The following is a 19,443-nucleotide window of genomic DNA, read 5'->3' on the forward strand; positions in this document are numbered from 1 at the left end:
TTGTGGTATCCTTTTTGATATCTGTTGTGTATACTCGGTATTTTATTCATACCTGGGATCGAATCAGATGAATTAAATCTATTGCTAAAAGAATTTTAAAGTTAGTTTTCAATATAACATGTTAAAAGAAGTAGCTGTATTTTTTACAGCTGCTTTTTTATTTTAATACCATCCTCTTCTGGCAGCATTGATAACTGCGCCTAGATTAAGAACCAAAGTATATCTGATGCGTTTTGCATAATCCTTAAAAGAAGGTTCGAAACCTAAGGACGATTGTATAGGGAAATAAACTTCAAGAAAATCAGGAATCAATCTTACTTTGATACCACTATCCCAAATAAACTCAGCAGGACGATTTTTGTTTTTATACATTCCCGCATCAGCATAAACATGAAATATCTTCCAGACACTTGAGTCTACATTGACAGAAGTGATCCACTGATTGACAGATCCAGGTAGAAAAGATTTAAAACCTCCGTCAGCCAGGATAAACTGTTGAGACAAAAGGCCACTATTGGCACTTTCACCCAAAAGATTATAAGAGAATGAATAGTTTGATACCCTTGAAATTCCGTAGTTGAACATATTATTTCGGGTGTCATTTCTCACAAAATAGCCTGCAAATAATCTGACACTTAATTTCTGCTTAGGGGCAAATTCCCATCTGTAAAATCCTTCAGCCGTTATTTTGTTGAAATCCTCCATGCCTTGTGTACTCAAGCTTAAGCTTTTTTCATGGATCATCTGGCTGTCGCTGTATCCGTATCCTGCAGTCCATAGGTTGTATTTGCCGTAGTCTTTGTTGGCAACCATTTTGGGACTCAGATCTCGTTCTAAATAATTATAAGAAAATCCAAGACTTCGGCTAACCGTGCTTCTGGGGTTTTTTCTGAAATTGAAATTGGAAAATATTGAACCTTTTCTATAGGCCAATCCATAATCATAGTGGAAATAGGAACCCGACACTCCAAAAGTAATACTTCTGAAAATACTTTCAGCCGGAAGAAAAGAGTAGGAGACCGCTCCTGATCCTGTAAGTTTTCCGGTTCCGGTACTATACGTTGGTGTAAATGAATACAGAAATTTCTGGTCGAAAAAAGACTGGTTCTTTAAATTCACTCCCAAAAGGAATTTATCATAGGTATTGTTGAATCGTACCCTTGGACTGATGTATATTTCGTTGTATTCAGGATTAGGAATATCCTTAATAAGTTTGAATTTTATTTTTTTTGCATTCGAAAACAGACCTTTTGCGTATAAAAAATTATCCCGGTATTTAGATTCCGGAAAAATATAATCACTGTTGAGCGTAACTTTATGAATGTCCTCTGAAGCCGGAAGAGCGAAATTGGTAAACTTTTCATTCGTTTCTGTTTCTATCCAATAGGATTTTTTTTCTCCTTCGCTGGTTTGTGTTTCAAGCCTTAAAGGAATAGGAGAGTCTGTATTTTTACCGATTCTGATACTTAAAGAATCTTCCTCTTTTTTGATATTTTTCAGTCTGAAATTAACTCTGTTCTTTTGCTTTAGAAAATCTGAGAGATATCCTGACGTTTTGTCTTTTTCAGCCAGCTCTTTCAAAAATTCTTCGGGATCAATCTTTCTATCTGTATTTTTGGAAATATAATCTTTCACGATATCGTTAAAATGATTATAGCCCATTTTCTCCGCGGTATAATTGAAAAGGCTTCCGGTTTCAAAACTGCTGACCGCCATTTCATTGAAGTTGCTTAAAACTGCAAAGTTTTCGCTGATTTTCTGATCCAGGTTCTGGGACATAATGTACTGATAAGACAGTCCGTAACGATCAATAAGTTTGACTTTGGATGCATGGAATAACTTTAGTGGCTTTACTCCGAAAATACGCGTTTCAGGAAGGGTTCCCAATAATTTGGTCTCCTTATAAAATTTTTGAAGGTATTGGATTTCGATATATGATTTTAAACCATTTTTAAACCAGTGATGTTTCTGTTTATCGGCAATAATGCTTTCGTCAAGAATTTTTTTCGTGATGATTCCGAAATAATCAAGGTCTGTTTTTTCAGCATCCGTGAATAACTGAAATTTGAACTTCCAGAATGAAATATCATTGTTCCCGAAGAAATCTTCTGAAGATCTGAATTTCTCCGAGATGAAAATATTTTTTGGAATGAACCCTATCTTTTCTTTAATGAATTTTAAATGTAAAGGCAGATAAAATTCAAGATTTTGCTTTTCTTCCGGTTTCAGATTATATCCGAACTTGATCTCAGTATCTTCTCCGTCTACGTTGATTTTTATAGAAGGAAGCCCGTTTTGGGACACGACAAATTCAGGATCGGAGTCAAGATAACCCTTAAATGAATTCATTTGGGTCTGTGGGAGATTACCTTCGATAAAACTGTTGGGTGGAAGGTCGAAATTGACGGTCCAGAAAGTGTTGAAACTCACAGATTCCTCAATATCATGATAATTTCTTTTGGCAATATTGTCCGGATCAAAATGATCCGGAACAATAAAGAAATATTTTAATGCTGTCATTGTATCAGATGTACCGTAGCCCGTAAATTTCTTGTCCGGGAGATGCATGCTGTAATGAAGCTGTAATGTAATGCTTTCACCAGGCTTTAAAGCTTCAGTCAGAGGAAGAAAAAGATTCTCATCTGATGTAGAATTGACCGGGACAGGCTGCTGAACTGAGTTTTTAATTTGTAAATCCAGAAGCTTACCAAGCTGATCCGGTTTTGCAAAATGCAGGTCGCTGCTTCTGTCTTCCAGTTTTCTGTACACCAGGGAGGTCCCTTTTTTATTGTAAGCAGAAACCCAATTGAGGAGCTTCACCGAATGCAGGTCCTTATCGGAATGATTGTAATACACAATTTCCTGATTGACCTCCAGTGTTTTTCTGTCGGCAGATAATTTTGCTTCAATATAAATGCTGTCTTTCTGCCCGGAAACCTGGACAATTCCCCAAAACAAAACAAGGCAAGTGGTGATCTTTTTCAATATCCTGTGATAAAGCCCAAATATAAACTTATTTTGAATATATTCAGCAGGATTTTAGCCCTGAACCGCGTTTTTTTGCAAAGAATTAACATATGCATTCCAGCCCTCATTTTTATAAGTAACGGCAGCCGTTTCCGGATCTTCAGATTTATAAATCCCCCTTCCTACAATAATGAAATCAGTATGAAGCATTTTGAAAACATGCTCTGGTGTATTATACTGTTGTCCTTTACCGTCTCCTGAATCTGCAAGATTAACCCCTGGAGTGAAAAGCAGAAGCTCTTCAGGAATCTGGTTCTGAGAAACACCTCCGATTACATTAGGATGAGATAAGGCTACCTTTAGAGCCTCTTCACGATAGCTGGATGTGGTTAGTGCTCCTTTAGAAGACATGCCTACAATAGCAACCACGCCTACATTTTTAAAGCAGTCTAAGGATTCAAATCCTCCGATCACCTGTGACGTTACAAAATCTGCCCAATCTGTAATTTTAAATACACCACTCGTAAATTGAAGTTCCTGTGTATTACCAATATCTGCAAATTTTCTATCTTCCATCAAGAGGAATTGGTGTTTTTCAGCCAATGCTTTTAACGGAACAATTGTTTTTTCGTAGTCAAAATCTGAAATGATATCAATATGCGTTTTCAATGCAATCACATGAGGGCCTACTTTTTCGGCAAGAGCAAGCAGTTCCTGTGTAGTGGTAACATCTGCAGATGCAATCAGGTTTGATTTTTTTGCCAAAGCAGTTTCCAATAACTTTTTAGAAACCGAATGCTGTGCATGCTCCAATTTTTGTTCGTAAGAATTTCTTGTCTTTTCTTCAAACTGAATATGGTTTCCCTGCAGGAAATCCTGGATTCTTTTTACCTCTTCATCAGACAGTTCTCCGTTTTCCTGAAGAATAGTGCATACTTCTGAAATATTGAAAAGAGTATGAACTCTGTAACCTTTGCTTTCCAGTAATTGTTTTCCGCCTTGTTCTCTGTCAAGAACTACAACGATATCAGCTACTTTAAGATCTTCCTGTTCAACTTCTGCAATGGTTTCTACAAGAGATTTCCCGGAAGTGATCACATCCTCTACCAAAAGACAGTTCTGTCCTTTCTGATAAATTCCTTCGATAAGTTTTTTAGTTCCGTAGCTTTTTGCTTCTTTTCTTTTAATAATTAATGGAATATAGCTTTCCAAAGACATTGCAGTAGCCATCGGAAGCGCTGCATAAGGAACTCCGCAGATTAAATCAAAATTATCCAGAGGAAGCATGTCCAGTAAATAATTAGCCAGATTTTTTAAGATTTTAGGATCTGAAGCCAAAGGTCTCAGGTCTACGTAGAACGGACTTTCGATACCACTTTTTAGGGTAAATCTTCCGAATTTGATGATGCCCAGCTTGTAGCACTCTAAGAAAAATTCTTTTTTACTTTCCATTATTTTTTATTAGATACTGCAAATTTAATGATTTGAAATAAGGCTTAAAAATTTATCATCCATTTGTCAATAAAAAACCATCCCGAAATGTTTCAGGATGGCTTAAAAATATATCTGTAAAGTATTATTTTACAATTTCTGCGTCGATGATTTTAGTTCCGCTCATTCTTTGTTCAGCTTCCCATAGTAAGAATTTATCTACTTCTTTGATCAGCTTTGGAATCGTCAGCGATAATACCGCTAAATCATCCATGACACCTAAGACAGGTACTGCAAATTCAGGAAGCAGGTCAATAGGGGATATTACATAGAGAATTCCCAGAAGTGGAAGAATGATATCGATGGATCTTATCGGATATTCTCCTTTTCTCCATAATTTGACCATTCTGAAAATGTCAGGAATTTTTTTTACGAAACCTTTGTGGGCGATGGCCTCTTTGGCAAGATTCAATTTTGAATATTTCATTTTGTGTTTAGTTTAGATAAATTTTTCAACATAGTAAATTTCGCAAATTTTATACCAATAAACTATAAAATTTAGTTAAAAAAAACTACTTGATGATATTGTCAATGAACTGATGCACAGTCTCTGTGTTCCAATCTCTGTAGGCATCCTCCTTAATGATGATTCTTCCGTGCTGATCTATAAGAAAAGTAGTAGGGAATACTTTTGGAAGAATTTTTTCAGAAATAGGACTTTGGGCAATATATACCGGAACCGTATAGTTATTTTCTTTTAAAAACTTTCTTACTGCATCTTCTTTATCATTCATCGCGATCAGAACAAAATCTACATTTCCTTTTCTTGAATCATATAATTTCTGAATAGTTGGCCATTCTTTTCTGCATGGCGGGCACCAGGTTCCCCAGAAATTTAGGAAAACAGGTTTATTCTTAAAAGCTTTAAGGTTCGTACTTGGTACATTGATTCCTTTCAGCTCGATGTCATAATCTTCCTCACTTACATGTACGGCATTTTCAATGGTAGCAATCGGAAAGAACTGGTCTCTCAGGTATTCTTTTACTCCGGGAACAAAAGCGATTACACCGATAATGATGATAAGGACAAGATAAATGATATTTTTTTTCATGCGTTGATCTTTACTGTTATTTTCTTCCGTATGGAATTCAATGTAATCATTATAATAATTCTAAAATCTCCTGAACGGCATCCTTACCTCTATTTTTGGCATAATACAGCTGCAGGTCGTTATAGAAATTATCTTTTGGATAAGCATCAGGATCTGCTTTATGTTTCATGAGTAATTCATATCCATACTTCGGACGCGGTCCCCATGAGTTTTTTACATTAAAATCCTTGTCCAGAATAATTACTTTAGGAATGGATTCCGTCCCGTTCGTAAGATATTGATTGATTAAACTTTTATCATTGTCTCTAAGGCAAATTCTTACCTCGTTGTGTCCTTCGAAAAAAGTAACCAATGCCGGAACTGTAGCACTTGCGTCACCACACCAGGCTTCCGAGATGATCAGAATCTTTCCGTCAAAATTTTTAGAGGCTAATTCTTTTAACTGTTCTTCATCTGGCACATACTTTTTCAGTGTTCTGTCCATTCTCTGAAGTCCGAGTTCGTAATATTGTTTATATTCGATTTCCTGTGGGTTGGAAGGATGTTCTAATCTTTCTTTTCCGATGCGGATATATTCTTCAAAAGAAATACCCTGATCCCAGTAATTTTTCATTACTAAAAATATTTATATTAAAAATTATTGATGTTTCTTGTTTTGTTGATCAAAAACAGGTCTGCCAATACAAATGCAGCCAGACTTTCCACAACAGGAACGGCTCTTGGTACTACACAAGGATCATGGCGTCCTTTTCCTTCTACAATGACAGGGTTTCCATATTTATCCACACTGTCCTGAGGTCTTAAAATCGTAGCGACAGGTTTGAATGCAGCACGGAAATAAATATCCATTCCATTGGAAATTCCTCCCTGGATCCCTCCCGAAAGATTCGATTTTGTAGTAAAATCTGTATTGAAGGCATCATTGTGCTCCTTTCCTGTCATTTTAGCGCCACAGAAACCGCTTCCATATTCAAATCCTTTACAGGCATTGATATTCAGCATCGCTTTACCCAACTCGGCCTGAAGTTTAGAAAATATGGGTTCTCCAATTCCTACAGGAACGTTTTTGATAACGCAGGTAACTGTTCCACCAATGGTATTGCCTTCTTTTTTGATCTCTTTAATTCTTTCGATCATTTTTTCGGCTGTTTCAGCATCCGGACAACGTACGTCATTGCTTTCTGTTTTTGAAAAGTCTAAAGCCTGATAAGGCTTTTCACAGAAAATATCGCCTACCGAAGAAACATAAGCGTTGATCTCGATGCCTGATAAAAGCTGTTTAGCTAAAGCGCCTGCAACCACCCAGTTGATGGTTTCTCTTGCTGAAGATTTTCCACCCCCGCGATAGTCTCTGATCCCAAATTTCTGATCATAGGTGAAATCTGCATGACTGGGACGATATGAATCAGCAATGTGATCATAATCCTTAGACTTCTGATTTTCATTTTCTATAATAAAACCGATTGGGGTACCCGTTGTTTTTCCCTCAAAGATCCCTGAAAGGAATTTTACCGTATCACTTTCTTTCCGTTGAGTGACAATCGCAGACTGGCCTGGTTTTCTACGATCCAATTCATATTGAATTTTATCGAAATCTACCGTTAAACCTGCCGGAAAATTATTGATGATACCGCCGTAAGCCACGCCGTGACTTTCTCCAAATGTTGTAAGACTGAGAAGATTACCTAATGTGTTGAACATGATACAAAATTACCTATTTTTCTTCAGATAATAAAGTTTCTGGATTTGTTCTATTTATCAGTGTTTTTGATAGTATTGATAATGTTCTCTGCTTCCCTTTTTTCCTGTGGTGTCAGTTTTTTCCAGATCAATCCTTTTTTTATGTTTTTTTTGTCAATATACTGTGGAAAAATTCCTGATTGTACATCATCAATGACATAACCTGAAGAAATTGCTGGAATCGGAGTGTCAAAATTAAAAGGGTAATCTTTTGATATATTGAATTTTAAATTTCCTGTCCGGAAAGTCTCGAATTTGTTGTAGTGGTAAGTTGACGGTTTGTACAGCTGTCCTTTTTTTAATCCGGCCATAAAATTTCCAGGCTTGAAACTCGGAATATAATGGCGGATGACGTTAGGAAAACTTAAAATTCCCATGATCAGTAAACTTGATGCAGCAAAGAACAGAAGTGACTTTTTTTTGCCAAAATGGATAAACAGGATAAAAAATATCACAAAAAATACATCAATAAAAAAACGGTACTGCGCCGAAAAGGCTAATACAAAGATGCTCTTTATCAATAAAGAGATACAGATCAGAGTGATGATCTTTTTCTTTTTAATGAAAGTGAAAACTGAAAACAGAACCAGACTTATAATGAAAAGAATGTTAATTTTTGATTTAATTCCGTCTAATGAAAACCAGTTTTTGACCGCGCTGTAAGAAGAGAATCTTTGAATCTCCCCATAGGTGTACTGCATGTCATATGTTTTCTGAATGGCATATTGAGATGAAATTTTTAATATTTCAGGGTTGGGTTTCCAGCTGAATCCGAGATCACCTGCGGCTATCGGGAACACGGGGTAGCCGAATGTCCAGATATTTTTAATAAAGAATAATAAGAGGATGAGAATTCCTAAGAATGTGTTTTTATAATGAGGTTTAAAAATAAATGCAGAACATAGGAAAACCAGTATGGGAAGCCAGATCATAGTAGGCTTTACAGAGAAAATAAAAACGGAGTAAGCGAAAAGAAGACTGATGTTTTTATTACCTGTTACGATTTCATTTAAAATAATTAAAGATAGGGTGATGACAGGCAAATCAGGGCTTGGTGATTGTGAGAAAAGTAAAAGTATAGGGATAAAACAAAGTTGTACCCAACTTTTTCTTTCAAAAATATAAAATGTGTAAACGATCAGTAGAGTAGCATTGATCCTTAAAAAAGGATCTGAAAAACCGGAAAATCCTGCCTGGAAAATATGCCAGATAGACATCTGTCCCAGCGTAAGATCCAGATTGGAAATACCCTTTATCAGACCATATTCCGTGAGCCATTTGATCGTAGGAACGTAGTATCCGAAATGATCTAATATATAAGGGTAAAAGGAACTGCTATATAAAATGACAAGTGAAATACTGCCGATTAAAACAGAATCTTTCTTAGAGAACCTATAAAATTGGAGGTACAGTTTCTTTTTGAAGAATAACACAATCCCTGCTGATACAAAAGGAATCTCTACATATATATTAATAGGAATAAAAAATGCCAATACCGTCCAGATAAGACTTAATCCCAATATTCCCAATAAAATACTTCCCGAAATTCCAAGAGTTAAGGTACCGAATATACTTTCCATAATTTTCCCCCATCCTGCGAGGACAGAGATAATGAGAACCGAGGAAAATAAAAGTAACATCATAAAAAAAGATTGCCTAAAAATAAGCAATCTTTAAATGTTATCGTGAAAATATTAATTACGTGGTTGAACTCTTCCGTCCTTTCTGTCTCCAGCTCTACCGATCGTATAACCGGTCGCACCACCAACTACACCACCAATCACGGCTCCGAGACCTCTGTTTTTCTTAGCAACAATAGCTCCTACTGCAGCACCACCCACGGCACCGATAGCAGTTCCCTTAGCGGCTTTACTCCATCCTTTTTTCTTTTGGGTTGTTGTTCCCTGTGAAGAAGTATTTCCGTTGTCTGCATAAGTTCCTCCTCCTGAATTAGAGTTGGATCCTCTGTCTCTATATACTGTTTTCGTTTCTCTTATGATCTGAGGTTTTGAATTGTTCGCTGCAGCAGCCTGAGATTTTTTACTTTCTGAGATGCTGTCTACTTTTTTCTGTGCCTCGTAGACCAATTTTTCTTTCTCAATGGCCAGCTTTTGCTTTTCAATATCAAGTTGTCTTGCCTGGAATTCAAGTTTCTGTTCTTCCAGTGATTTTTCAGCTGTCCTTTCGTCTTTCTTGCAGGCCGTCAGTAAGAAGACTGATAAAAAACCTGCTAATACTATCTTTCTCATAATTCAAATTTTAATAAGTAGTCTTAGCCAAAACGGCGGCAACTGTATATATATTTTCAATTATGAAGCCAAAATTTAGTTAAGGAGTGTTAAAATATAATATTTTAAGATAAAATTTAATTTTTTCTAAAAACCCACTTCGACCATTTCCGTTTACAGCTGCGGTTTTGGAATGTAATTTTTAGTTAATCAAGTGTTTTTATTCAGTTCACATGAATTGGTTATTTTTGGAATACCAAATTACTTTAATATGAAAATAGCAAATTTTAAAACGATGGCTTTTGTAGCCTTGTCGGTTACAGTCTTATCATGTTCATCCAATGATGATGTCATGGCAGATGTTCAGCCTCAAACTCATTCTGAAACATCAAAAGAAGTTTCGAAAACTCAAACCTATAAAGTGAGATTTGGTCTTATTTCTTTAGACGGAACAAAGACTCTTTCCGGGAATCATGATGTAGGAAGCTTTTTGGCTGAGAATACAGTAACAGGGGAGATTTATGATACGTATTATGGAGGAGGATTTCAAACACTTCCCGGGTATTACGATGGGATTCCTGCAGGGACCTATACTTTTTCTGCAATGCAGGGACAGGGAGGATGGACAGGCTACGGATCAGTAACTGGAACTGTGTCTGATGCTCAGGTAGATGCCGATGGTTATATTACGGTATATATTCCGGTTACCTGGGCAGAGTAGGGCTTTTTGTAAGATAAGTATCAATTTTATAGATCTTCGAAAGAGGATTTTTTCATCATATGTTCTTTACAATAGGCCTCCAACTCTGGAGGCCTATTGTAAAGAACATATATTGTTTGTTTATAGAAAAAAAGCTTCTCACGATGAGAAGCCTTAGTTATATATTGAAAGTTACTTTTACTTTATTGATCAGTCTGTGAAGTTTTTGAGTCTGATAGTTCAGGAGCTCATAGATCTCCTGAGGGTTGGTATATACCTCCGGCACAATCTGATTATTGATTTTTTTGATGCCCCTTCTTTTCATAGTGTCATGGATCACTTTGGCGAAGGATTCCTTTGCACCCGGCTTGAAGCCTTGCTGAGAAATACCGTTAGAATGAAGTCTGTACAGGTAGAGCGGTTCTTTTATGTATTTTACGTTGCCATGCTCAAGAATCTTCAGATAGAGATCCTGATCTACCGCACTTTTAAGATTGGGATTGATGCCGGAAGTCTTCAGGTAAGTTTCTTTTTTGAAAGTAAAGAAATGAGAAAACTGAATAGGACAGTTGAAAAAATATCTGCTGTTGTAAATCTGTTTTGTACTTGCAAATACTTTATCCGGATTAAGATTTTCGTCACACAGCATCATTTGTGAATAGGCTGCTGCAATGTCGTTTTCAGCAAATTCGTGTACTATTTTTTCTAAGGAATCGGCATAAATAGCATCATCGGGATCCAGATAAGCACATATTTCTCCTTCTGCATATTTCATGCATTCTCTTTTGGTATAGCCACAGCCTTGATTGGAGGCATTTTTATAAATCCTGAAACGGGGGTCATTTTTTATAATACCTTCAATTACTTCTACAGAATCATCAGTAGATGCATCATCAACAATTATAACTTCCCAGTTTTGATAGGTTTGGCTTATCAACGAGTTATAGCAGTCTCTAAAGTACTTACCATTGTTATAATTGGCTATTAGTATAGAGAATTTTATCACGGTATATTGAATTAAATATTAATGTAAAGGTATAAAATAAGATATTGAAAAAAAATGATCTGAATCATAGTATATTTGGTGTTTTTTTATTATATTTTAAGATTATGATATTACATGTTATTTGATAATTGATTATACATATGGATAGTGTAAAGTATTATTAGTCTTTAATTTGCTTATACTTTAATGATGTTCAACATAATATTCTATCCTATTGATTATTTATGTTAATAGATGGTATCTTATAAAATTAATTTCCTCAATGGGTATTGTAGTGTGCAAAATCAATCTATATTTTTTTTTAAAAGGAGAATTTGATATTACAGGTAATGATTCTCAAATTGCACTTAAGAAGAAAAAGTGAGAAAATTTAAAGATGGGTCTTATGATTGAACTCATAAAATGAAAAGGACAAAACATAGTATTTTTGAACTGTAGAATTAAACGAGAGATAATTATTTATTAGATTATACGAATTTTTTCATCATTTGTGTTTTTTAGGCCTCCATTGGAGGCTTTTTATTTTTCGATACTTTTCATACATCGTTAAAGTGGAGTAAAGATGCTATTGGAGAAGTAGATCTTAGAGCTGCAAGAATATAATCTTGATCATAAGTAGTAGATCCTGTTGTTCCTATATTTAAATTGAAAATCTGAGCATTATACATTTTCATCACTTTATTGAACTTCCCATTTTGGGGGAATTTTTTGTTTTTTGAGGAGAAATAAAAAGCATCAACTTCATTGCTTCATAGATAATATCTTTTAGAAATATTTAAAAGTATTTTTATCAGCATATCGTTTTGGCATGATTTTTCAATACATGAAGCAACTCATGTTTAATTTGAGTTTTCATGGTTATTAGTTTTTATCCTCAGAGCAATCTGAGGATTTTTTTTTGCCTGCTTTTTGCCGTTTTATATCTGATTTAGTTAATCATTATTGAGGCTAAATACATTTGTGGCTTGCTGTTTAATTAGATAAAGAATGTAACAGATTTGATTTTCAGTTGTTTTATATATAAATTAAACCATGAAAATCTACCTTCTCCTTATGTCATTAATAGTTTCATTACCCTCTTTTGCTCAGGATGTAAGTTCTGGAGTGGATGAAATCATTAACAGGGAAATGAGCATAAGACGAATCCCCGGAGTGCAAATTGCCATAGTTCAGAATGGAAAAATTGTTTTAAGCAAATCCTATGGCGTTTCAAGTGTACAAGACAACATTCCGGTAACCAATACCACTATTTTTCCCCTTAATTCAAATACTAAGATCTTTACGGGTGTTGCCATTATGCAATTGGTTGAGCAGGGAAAAATAAAGCTGGGTGCTCCCATCAATACGTATTTGGATGATCTGCCTTTGGAATGGCAGAAAATAACAGTCGATCAATTGCTGATTCATATTTCCGGATTGCCCGATATTTTACAGCTTTTTGATCCTGCTACAGGAAATATCGGTCCGTTACGAACTGAAAAAGCTATTTGGGAAAAACTGAAAACTCTTCCGTTAGACTTTAAAACAGGAGAGCAGTTCAGTTACAATCAAACCAATTATTACTTATTGGGTAAAATCATTGAAAAAATTACCGGTCAGTCATTTGCTGATTTTTTTGAGGAAAAACAATTTAAGACTGTTCCTTTAAAGCATACCCTGTTTGGAGATTCAAGAGATGTGATTCCCCATTATGCACCTAGTTACAGTTATAGAAATTTTTTTGACGGAAAAAGAGCAAGTCAGGATAAGCTGATTAATAATTATTATGAATTTCCGGATTTTAGCCGTACTTCAGGAGGGCTTAACAGTACTTCTGAAGATGTTGCCCGTTGGATTATTGCTTTACAAAATGGGGAATTGCTGCAAAAATCTTCAACATTAGACCTGATGTGGTCGCCTGGTACATTCAATAATGGGACACCAACCGATTGGGTACGGGGCTGGGGAATTGCAAAACTTAGGAAGCATCATAAAGCAGTGGGAATGTCTGGCGGAAACAGATCTGCTTTGCTCATATATCCGGATGATCGTTTATCTGTAATCGTATTAACCAATTTAGGAGGAAGTTCTCCCGAGGATTTTATAGAAGAAATTGCCGGATGTTATATCCCTGATATTATTAAAGCTGATCCATTAACCTATCTTAGAAAAAATCTGCAAAAGATCGGATTTGAAAATGCAATAGATTTTGTAAAGAAAGAGAAAAAGCAAAATCCCGATTTTAATCCAAAAGAATCTGAGCTGAACAACTGGGCATATCGAATGATGGCCACGAATCAGCAGAAAGAGGCATTGGAGATTTTTAAACTCAATGTATATTTATTTCCTGACAGCTGGAATGTGTATGACAGCTATGGTGAAATACTCTTAAAAACAGGTGATAAAAATAAGGCGATTGAAATGTATAAGAAGTCTATACAACTAAATTCAGATAATGAGAACGGGAAAAAGATTCTGGAGCAGATTCAGAATTCAAAAAATTAAAAGTATTGCTGAATCACAGATCATGCTTATTTATGAAGCAATAGAGAGGGATTGTAAGAAGAAAACAAGGGGATAAAAGAGCTTTGTTAATTAATTTTTTCAAAAAAAATCAAAAAATTTTCAAATGTTTTACATTTTGGTACGATTTTTCAATGTAATCAAGCAACTCATGTTTAATTTGAGTTTTCATGGTTATTAGTTTTTATCCCCGGAGCAATTCGGGGATTTTTTTTGCCTGTCATAAAAGGTCCGTGTTTTTACCATTTTTATACGTGTTCTGATCATCGAAAGTGTACGTTTATGGGATAGTTTTGTCTTCTTTTTGAATGCCGGAGAGAAGTGATTTGGCCATGAGAAGAAGTTATGTGTTTTTTTAAGCTTAATTTATCCTTCGTAAATAATCCCCGTTCATATTCGGAGACAACCTGTCTTTTGAACGCCTCACTATATTCTTCTAAAGGGGCGGATGTTTGGCTGACTGTTTTTATTTTTTTTGTCAACCTTTTTCAGGACGAGGCAGAGTAATAAAAAACCCTCTGTAAAAGAGGGTTATATTGATTAAGTGCAAGTTTGAGTACTGCAGTAGTTTCCAACCGGATGATAGCAACATCTGTAGTTATCATCTGGACAGTGCGACCCACCACAGGCAACACCTATTGGATCTGTTGGGATCTTTTTGTCAGTTGGATTTATTGCTTTTCCTGCAATTGTTTTTTTAAGTTCTTTTCTTGTTAATTTTCGCATTTATGAATAGTTATTCGTTAAGTCTCAAATATAGTAATATTCCCCGAATGTAGAATTATTTTTAATAAATATTATGTCTAATAAAGGGATATTGTAGGAATTCATACTTTAATAGCTGAAATTAAAACAAATCTGAAATTAATGTTTTGAAACCTGAGTTTACTAATGGCTATCGACGGATCGAAAAATACCTCGTAGTGAATGGTCCGATCGTATAGGAATTGATTAAGAATTGGTGCCAAGATGGAGGGATAAGTGAATATCTTGAAATCAAAGGTAAACAAAAAACCTCTAAAAATCTATGGTTAAGATAATTAGAGGTTTTAACGAGGTACCTAGCGGATTCGAACCGCTGTAGATGGTGTTGCAGACCACTGCCTAGCCGCTCGGCCAAAGTACCATTTTTACCATTTTTGAGGTGTGCAAATATAGCAAAAATTCTTAATGAACAAAAATTTTTAAATCATTTCTTTCACTCCAATGCTGTTTATTTCTTCTTTTGATTGTCTTTCAGCAACATAGTTTTTACCTTTTATGACTCTGGTATCGCTCCAGCTGTCATGCCAACCGTTATTACCTAAAAAAGATAACGAGTCGAAAGGGACTGCACGCGAAAATGTACGGGCAATAATCTGTCCGGCGGTAGGTTTATTTCCATCTATACTGATCACTTCAGTTCCGGTTATATATTTGGCGATGGTTTTACCCAGATAATATTCCATAAAAAAGAAATAGGAAAAAGACATAGCCAGATAAATAAATAGGGTGATTAGCGTAAAGGTGAAACTTTTGTCTGAATTTTCTGCATCAAATCCCTCTCCATATACTATTGCGTATCCTATTCCAAATATAAAAAAGAATGCGTAAAAGATGACCTGTATAAAAAGCCTGTCTAAAAAATAATTGATAAAGCGCGTGCCGGATGTAGCTTTGTGTCTGTCGACAACCGCCAGATATTTTCTCATGTTTAATAATTAGTTTTTCTATTAATTTTAAATTCCGTTGATGATTAGTTTTAAAGTGGCGCTCGTTTCAATTACCGCAGTGATTCCCGATTCATTTAAAAGAATACTGCCGGGTTTCAGGTTGTAGACCCTTCCATTCATTTTTAAACCTTTATAATATTCCTTATTAAATGCGTCTTCGATACTTTTCTTTGAAGCCAGTTCCAGATCCTGCGTTGGAATTCCGTATTCATCTTCGATCATTTTTACGATTTTTCCTTTAAAAATCAGTGTAGCTGTTTTCTGTAGAATATTAGCCGTTCTGAGGTTGAATTTTGTATTAGACAACACGATTTTCTTTTTGGTCTCATCATACACCGGAATCCCGGAAATAAGCGCTTTACCATTCACATAACCTTCCGTTTCAGCTTCAACAATGACCCTTCCTTCAGCACCATAAACCCTCACATCTTTGATCTTTATTTTAGAACCCCGGACATCATATTCCTTGTTCATGAACATATTCCGCGCAATAGCTGTTGCCTCAGAAAAAGGAACATTTGCGGTGGTCTGCAGGAGAAATTTGTCCGCCAAAACCGGGACTACATTAAAGTTACCCGCTGATTTTACTGTAGGTGATGCAGCAGGCTTGCTTCCCGTAAATGTTTCCGAATAAATATCCATTCCTATATTGGTGGTGATCTCATTTCCATAGAATTTCAAAGGAGTCATATTCACGCCTACCGGGCTTATTTTCAGCCAGGTATTATATTCCTCAGAAATATTGAAAGGCTGCGAAAAAACGTTCCATGCCATGACAGCATACTGTTGGAAATTCAGTTGGGTCGTCATCTGCTGATCAATCGTTTTAGCAAATTTCCCTTGCTGTTCCTTCAGACTTTTCTCTACCAGAGAAGTGATGGGGATCTGTATTTTGCCATAATCAAGAACAGGCTTCGTGACCCATCTGAAGCCGTTGGGTTGCGTATTGGTGGAAATTGTCCAGTTGTTGTTAAAACTGATTGTCGTATTAAAGGACATCACCGTTTCAAAGGTTGTGTTCTGGTAAGAATAAACCCCCAAAGTACCAATTCCTTTTTCCGCCCAGATTTTTAACGGGACTTCGATCAGTAGATTTTGGCTTGTTCCACCCACCAGACGAATAGGGCGGGTTTTCCACACCTTTACTTTGAACTGGTCATTATTGTTATCCGTGTAAGAATCATCCTGGAATACCAGCTCTTTTACCGAAGCATTGATCATATTACTGATCTCTGAAAGCGGAATCGTTACCGGCATTGTAATGCTGGATTTTATCTTAGGAAAATTATAAACGGCAGATTGATTATTAACCGCAGTCTGTCCGAAAACGATCGTAAAGCTTAATAAAAATAATAATTTGATGGATTTCAATTTCTTTATATTTTTTGTGAAATAAAAATTTATAGATCGCCGGGTTTAAAGCTTCTTTCCAGTTCAATACTTGCGCCTTTCATTTCGCCCTGCATCGGTGGGGAAGTTTTTGTGATCTTTAATTTGATATAGGAAATTTGTGGAAAACTTTCATGGATCTTCGTGGTAATTCTCCCTGCCACATGTTCCAGTAATTTGGATCGGATGGCCATTTCCTGGTGAATAATACCGTTGATATCTGCATAACTTATCGTATCATTCAGATCATCTGTTTCTGCAGCTTTCCAAAGATCTGTGTGCAGCTCCGCATTTAAAATATAATAGGTCCCGATGATATTTTCTTCGGGCAGCACACCGTGGTAGGCATATATTCTTACATCTTCCAGAAAGATCTTGCTCATTGTTCCTGATTTTTATTCAGCAAAAATCGTTTTAATTCTTCAAAGTCTGTATTAATTTCTACAGTTTTTTTCTCCTGTTTCATCAGATCATTCAGGGCTTCCGGAATCTCAATCTTAATATGCGCTGCTTTTTCTACTGCTTCAGGGAATTTTACAGGATGTGCAGTTCCCAATATAAATCCTTTCTTACCCGGATTTTCATGCAGGTATTTCTCAAGAGAAGCAAAAGCTACAGCACTGTGAGGGTCCAGAATATATCCGTATTTCTCATGAACTTCTTTAATCGTTTGCAGCGTAGATTCATCATCTATTGAATAGCCGGTGATCATATTCTTAAGCGTATCAAACTGATGTCCGAAAAGTTCCATGATTCTCGTAAAATTGCTGGGATCCCCAACATCCATTGCATTGGATAAAGTTGCTAAGGCTTTCTTAGGTTGATAATGATTGGTTTTTAAATAATCAGGAACCACATCATTTTCATTACAGGCAGCAATAAAATGTTCCGCAGGAAGCCCCCGGAAATACGTTAGAAGTCCCGCGCAGATATTCCCGAAATTCCCACTTGGAACACAGATGACAGGATTTTCATGTTCATGCTTTTGCCATTGTTTTAGAGCTAATACATAATAGATCTGCTGCGGAAGCCATCTGGCAATATTAATCGAATTGGCTGAAGTCAAAAACAGTTCAGAATTAATACTTTCATCCGAAAAAGCTTGCTTGACAAGACTCTGACAGTCATCGAAATTCCCATTGACTTCTAAGGCTGAGATATTTCCACCAAGTGCAGTAAGCTGTTTTTCCTGAACTGCACTCACCCTGTTTTTGGGATAAAGAATCACGACATTGATCCCCGGAACATTATAAAATCCATGGGCAACAGCTCCGCCCGTATCACCGGAAGTGGCCACGAGCACAGTGACTTTTTTATGCTGATCCTGTAGAAAATAAGAAAGGCAGCGGCTCATAAATCTGGCGCCCACATCTTTGAATGCCAATGTTGGTCCATGGAATAGTTCCAGAATGGATATCTGTTCATTGATTTTTTTTAAAGGAATTTCAAAACTGATGGTCTCGGCAGCAATATTTTTTAATACTTCCTCCGGAATTTCATCTCCGATAAAATCTTTCATACATCTGAAAGCAATTTCCTCATCAGAATACAAATGAAGATTGTTGATGAATTCTTCATCAAACTGATGAATTCTTTCCGGGAAGAATAAGCCTTTTTGGCTGCCCTGACTTTTTATCGTGGCTGTTTTGAAATCAAAAGTTTCCTGTTTATCTTTTAAATTATAATACTTCATTGTTTTTAATTTATTGGTTTTCATCATTCATCTTCTTCTACGATCTCGATTCCCGCAGGATTTATTTTTGATACATATACAAAACTCTCGATCTCAATTTCATCATAAACAGATTTCATCAGCTGTGCAATTCTCTCAGCAGTTTCTTTTTCCTCTGCCAGCATGAAAATAGAAGGCCCTGATCCTGAAATTCCACCTCCAAGAGCACCAGCTTCTAAACTTTTCATTTTGATCTCGTCAAATTTGGGGATCAAGATGCTCCTTACGGGTTCTATAATCACATCGTTCAGGCTTCTTCCGATCAAAGGGATATCATTTTTAAGGATTCCGGCCACTAATCCGGCTATATTTCCCCACTGTTCTACCGCGTCTTTCAGAAGAATGTTTTTCTTTAGGATTTGTCGGGCATCGGAAGTCTTGACTTCAACCTGCGGATGTACGGCAACCACAAACAGATCTGGAGTACTCAATGGAATAATATCGATAGGAGAGGAGGATTTAACCAATGTGATACCGCCGTAGATACACGGAGCAATATTATCTGCATGACGTACCCCGGAAGCAAGTTCTTCCCCAAACATAGCAAAATGAATCATCTCCTCATTAGATAAAATATTTCCTAATAATGCATTGGCCCCAAAGGCGGCTCCGGCGGCACTTGCCGCACTGGAGCCGAGCCCGCTGCCCGGTTTTATATGTTTGCGGATCGTTACCTCAAAACCTTTCGTCAGTTGAAGATGTTGTTGTATATTCTGGAGGACAACGCCTGCCACATTTTGAGAAGGCTCTTCCGGAAGTCCGAAATGATCTTCATGTTTGATAATGATTTCGGGAGTGTCCAGTAATTTCAGTTCCATTTCATCATAGGGCTCATGGATCGCCATTCCCAGAATATCAAATCCGCAAACCAGATTGGCAACGGTAGCCGGAACTTTTATTTTTATTTTTTTCATACTATTTATT

At 36.3% G+C, this 19,443-nt stretch carries 17 protein-coding genes and 1 tRNA gene; 2 read left to right on the plus strand and 16 right to left on the minus strand.

Annotated elements, in window-relative coordinates:
• Positions 1–162: 162 nt before the first annotated feature.
• The 8 genes from NZD88_RS08580 to NZD88_RS08615 all read right to left on the minus strand — a co-directional run bounded on the left by NZD88_RS08580 (position 163) and on the right by NZD88_RS08615 (position 9,499).
• The gene (locus NZD88_RS08580; protein WP_259828735.1) at positions 163–2,985 is read right to left on the minus strand and encodes an aminopeptidase; all 2,823 of its coding nucleotides are present in this window, start codon (positions 2,983–2,985) and stop codon (positions 163–165) included.
• 54 nt (positions 2,986–3,039) lie between these two features.
• On the minus strand, positions 3,040–4,419 hold the full coding sequence (gene pyrF / locus NZD88_RS08585; RefSeq protein ID WP_259828736.1) for an orotidine-5'-phosphate decarboxylase: 1,380 nt from the start codon (positions 4,417–4,419) through the stop codon (positions 3,040–3,042).
• 124 nt (positions 4,420–4,543) lie between these two features.
• Positions 4,544–4,885, minus strand: a complete 342-nt coding sequence (locus tag NZD88_RS08590) for a YkvA family protein (protein ID WP_259828737.1) — start codon at positions 4,883–4,885, stop codon at positions 4,544–4,546.
• Positions 4,886–4,970: 85 nt separating this feature from the next.
• On the minus strand, positions 4,971–5,510 hold the full coding sequence (locus tag NZD88_RS08595) for a TlpA family protein disulfide reductase (RefSeq protein ID WP_259828738.1): 540 nt from the start codon (positions 5,508–5,510) through the stop codon (positions 4,971–4,973).
• A gap of 49 nt (positions 5,511–5,559) precedes the next feature.
• A complete protein-coding gene (locus NZD88_RS08600) occupies positions 5,560–6,123 on the minus strand; it encodes a thioredoxin family protein (protein ID WP_259828739.1) in 564 nt (187 codons plus the stop codon).
• A gap of 17 nt (positions 6,124–6,140) precedes the next feature.
• Complete coding sequence (aroC, locus tag NZD88_RS08605; RefSeq protein ID WP_076508475.1) at positions 6,141–7,211, minus strand: chorismate synthase; 1,071 nt, start codon at positions 7,209–7,211, stop codon at positions 6,141–6,143.
• Positions 7,212–7,261: 50 nt separating this feature from the next.
• A complete protein-coding gene (locus NZD88_RS08610; RefSeq protein WP_479875911.1) occupies positions 7,262–8,893 on the minus strand; it encodes an LIC_10190 family membrane protein in 1,632 nt (543 codons plus the stop codon).
• A 51-nt stretch (positions 8,894–8,944) separates the two neighbouring features.
• The gene (locus NZD88_RS08615) at positions 8,945–9,499 is read right to left on the minus strand and encodes a glycine zipper domain-containing protein (protein WP_259828741.1); all 555 of its coding nucleotides are present in this window, start codon (positions 9,497–9,499) and stop codon (positions 8,945–8,947) included.
• Between the two features lie 250 nt (positions 9,500–9,749).
• Here NZD88_RS08615 and NZD88_RS08620 point away from each other — a divergent pair, with 250 nt between their 5' ends.
• On the plus strand, positions 9,750–10,199 hold the full coding sequence (locus NZD88_RS08620) for a hypothetical protein (protein WP_259828742.1): 450 nt from the start codon (positions 9,750–9,752) through the stop codon (positions 10,197–10,199).
• 157 nt (positions 10,200–10,356) lie between these two features.
• Here the strand turns inward: NZD88_RS08620 and NZD88_RS08625 are convergent, their stop codons facing one another.
• Complete coding sequence (locus NZD88_RS08625; protein WP_259828743.1) at positions 10,357–11,184, minus strand: glycosyltransferase family 2 protein; 828 nt, start codon at positions 11,182–11,184, stop codon at positions 10,357–10,359.
• Between the two features lie 1,053 nt (positions 11,185–12,237).
• On the opposite strand from NZD88_RS08625, the gene NZD88_RS08630 reads away from it, so the two are divergent.
• A complete protein-coding gene (locus NZD88_RS08630; protein WP_259828744.1) occupies positions 12,238–13,668 on the plus strand; it encodes a beta-lactamase family protein in 1,431 nt (476 codons plus the stop codon).
• 558 nt (positions 13,669–14,226) lie between these two features.
• On the opposite strand, the gene NZD88_RS08635 is transcribed toward NZD88_RS08630, so the two are convergent.
• The 7 genes from NZD88_RS08635 to NZD88_RS08665 all read right to left on the minus strand — a co-directional run bounded on the left by NZD88_RS08635 (position 14,227) and on the right by NZD88_RS08665 (position 19,433).
• Positions 14,227–14,412, minus strand: a complete 186-nt coding sequence (locus NZD88_RS08635; RefSeq protein WP_259828745.1) for a hypothetical protein — start codon at positions 14,410–14,412, stop codon at positions 14,227–14,229.
• Between the two features lie 329 nt (positions 14,413–14,741).
• Positions 14,742–14,812 (minus strand) — tRNA-Cys (locus NZD88_RS08640).
• Positions 14,813–14,870: 58 nt separating this feature from the next.
• Positions 14,871–15,377, minus strand: coding sequence for an RDD family protein (locus NZD88_RS08645; protein WP_259828746.1), 507 nt, complete (start codon positions 15,375–15,377; stop codon positions 14,871–14,873).
• A 27-nt stretch (positions 15,378–15,404) separates the two neighbouring features.
• Complete coding sequence (locus NZD88_RS08650; RefSeq protein ID WP_259828747.1) at positions 15,405–16,769, minus strand: DUF4403 family protein; 1,365 nt, start codon at positions 16,767–16,769, stop codon at positions 15,405–15,407.
• A 29-nt stretch (positions 16,770–16,798) separates the two neighbouring features.
• Complete coding sequence (folB, locus tag NZD88_RS08655; protein ID WP_259828748.1) at positions 16,799–17,170, minus strand: dihydroneopterin aldolase; 372 nt, start codon at positions 17,168–17,170, stop codon at positions 16,799–16,801.
• The gene (gene thrC / locus NZD88_RS08660; protein WP_259828749.1) at positions 17,167–18,480 is read right to left on the minus strand and encodes a threonine synthase; all 1,314 of its coding nucleotides are present in this window, start codon (positions 18,478–18,480) and stop codon (positions 17,167–17,169) included. The genes folB and thrC overlap by 4 nt, the downstream gene beginning before the upstream one ends.
• Positions 18,481–18,503: 23 nt before the next feature.
• On the minus strand, positions 18,504–19,433 hold the full coding sequence (locus tag NZD88_RS08665; protein ID WP_259828750.1) for a homoserine kinase: 930 nt from the start codon (positions 19,431–19,433) through the stop codon (positions 18,504–18,506).
• Between the last annotated feature and the right edge of the window lie 10 nt (positions 19,434–19,443).

The sequence above is a fragment of the Chryseobacterium pyrolae genome, assembly GCF_025153485.1.
GTDB lineage: Bacteria > Bacteroidota > Bacteroidia > Flavobacteriales > Weeksellaceae > Chryseobacterium > Chryseobacterium antibioticum.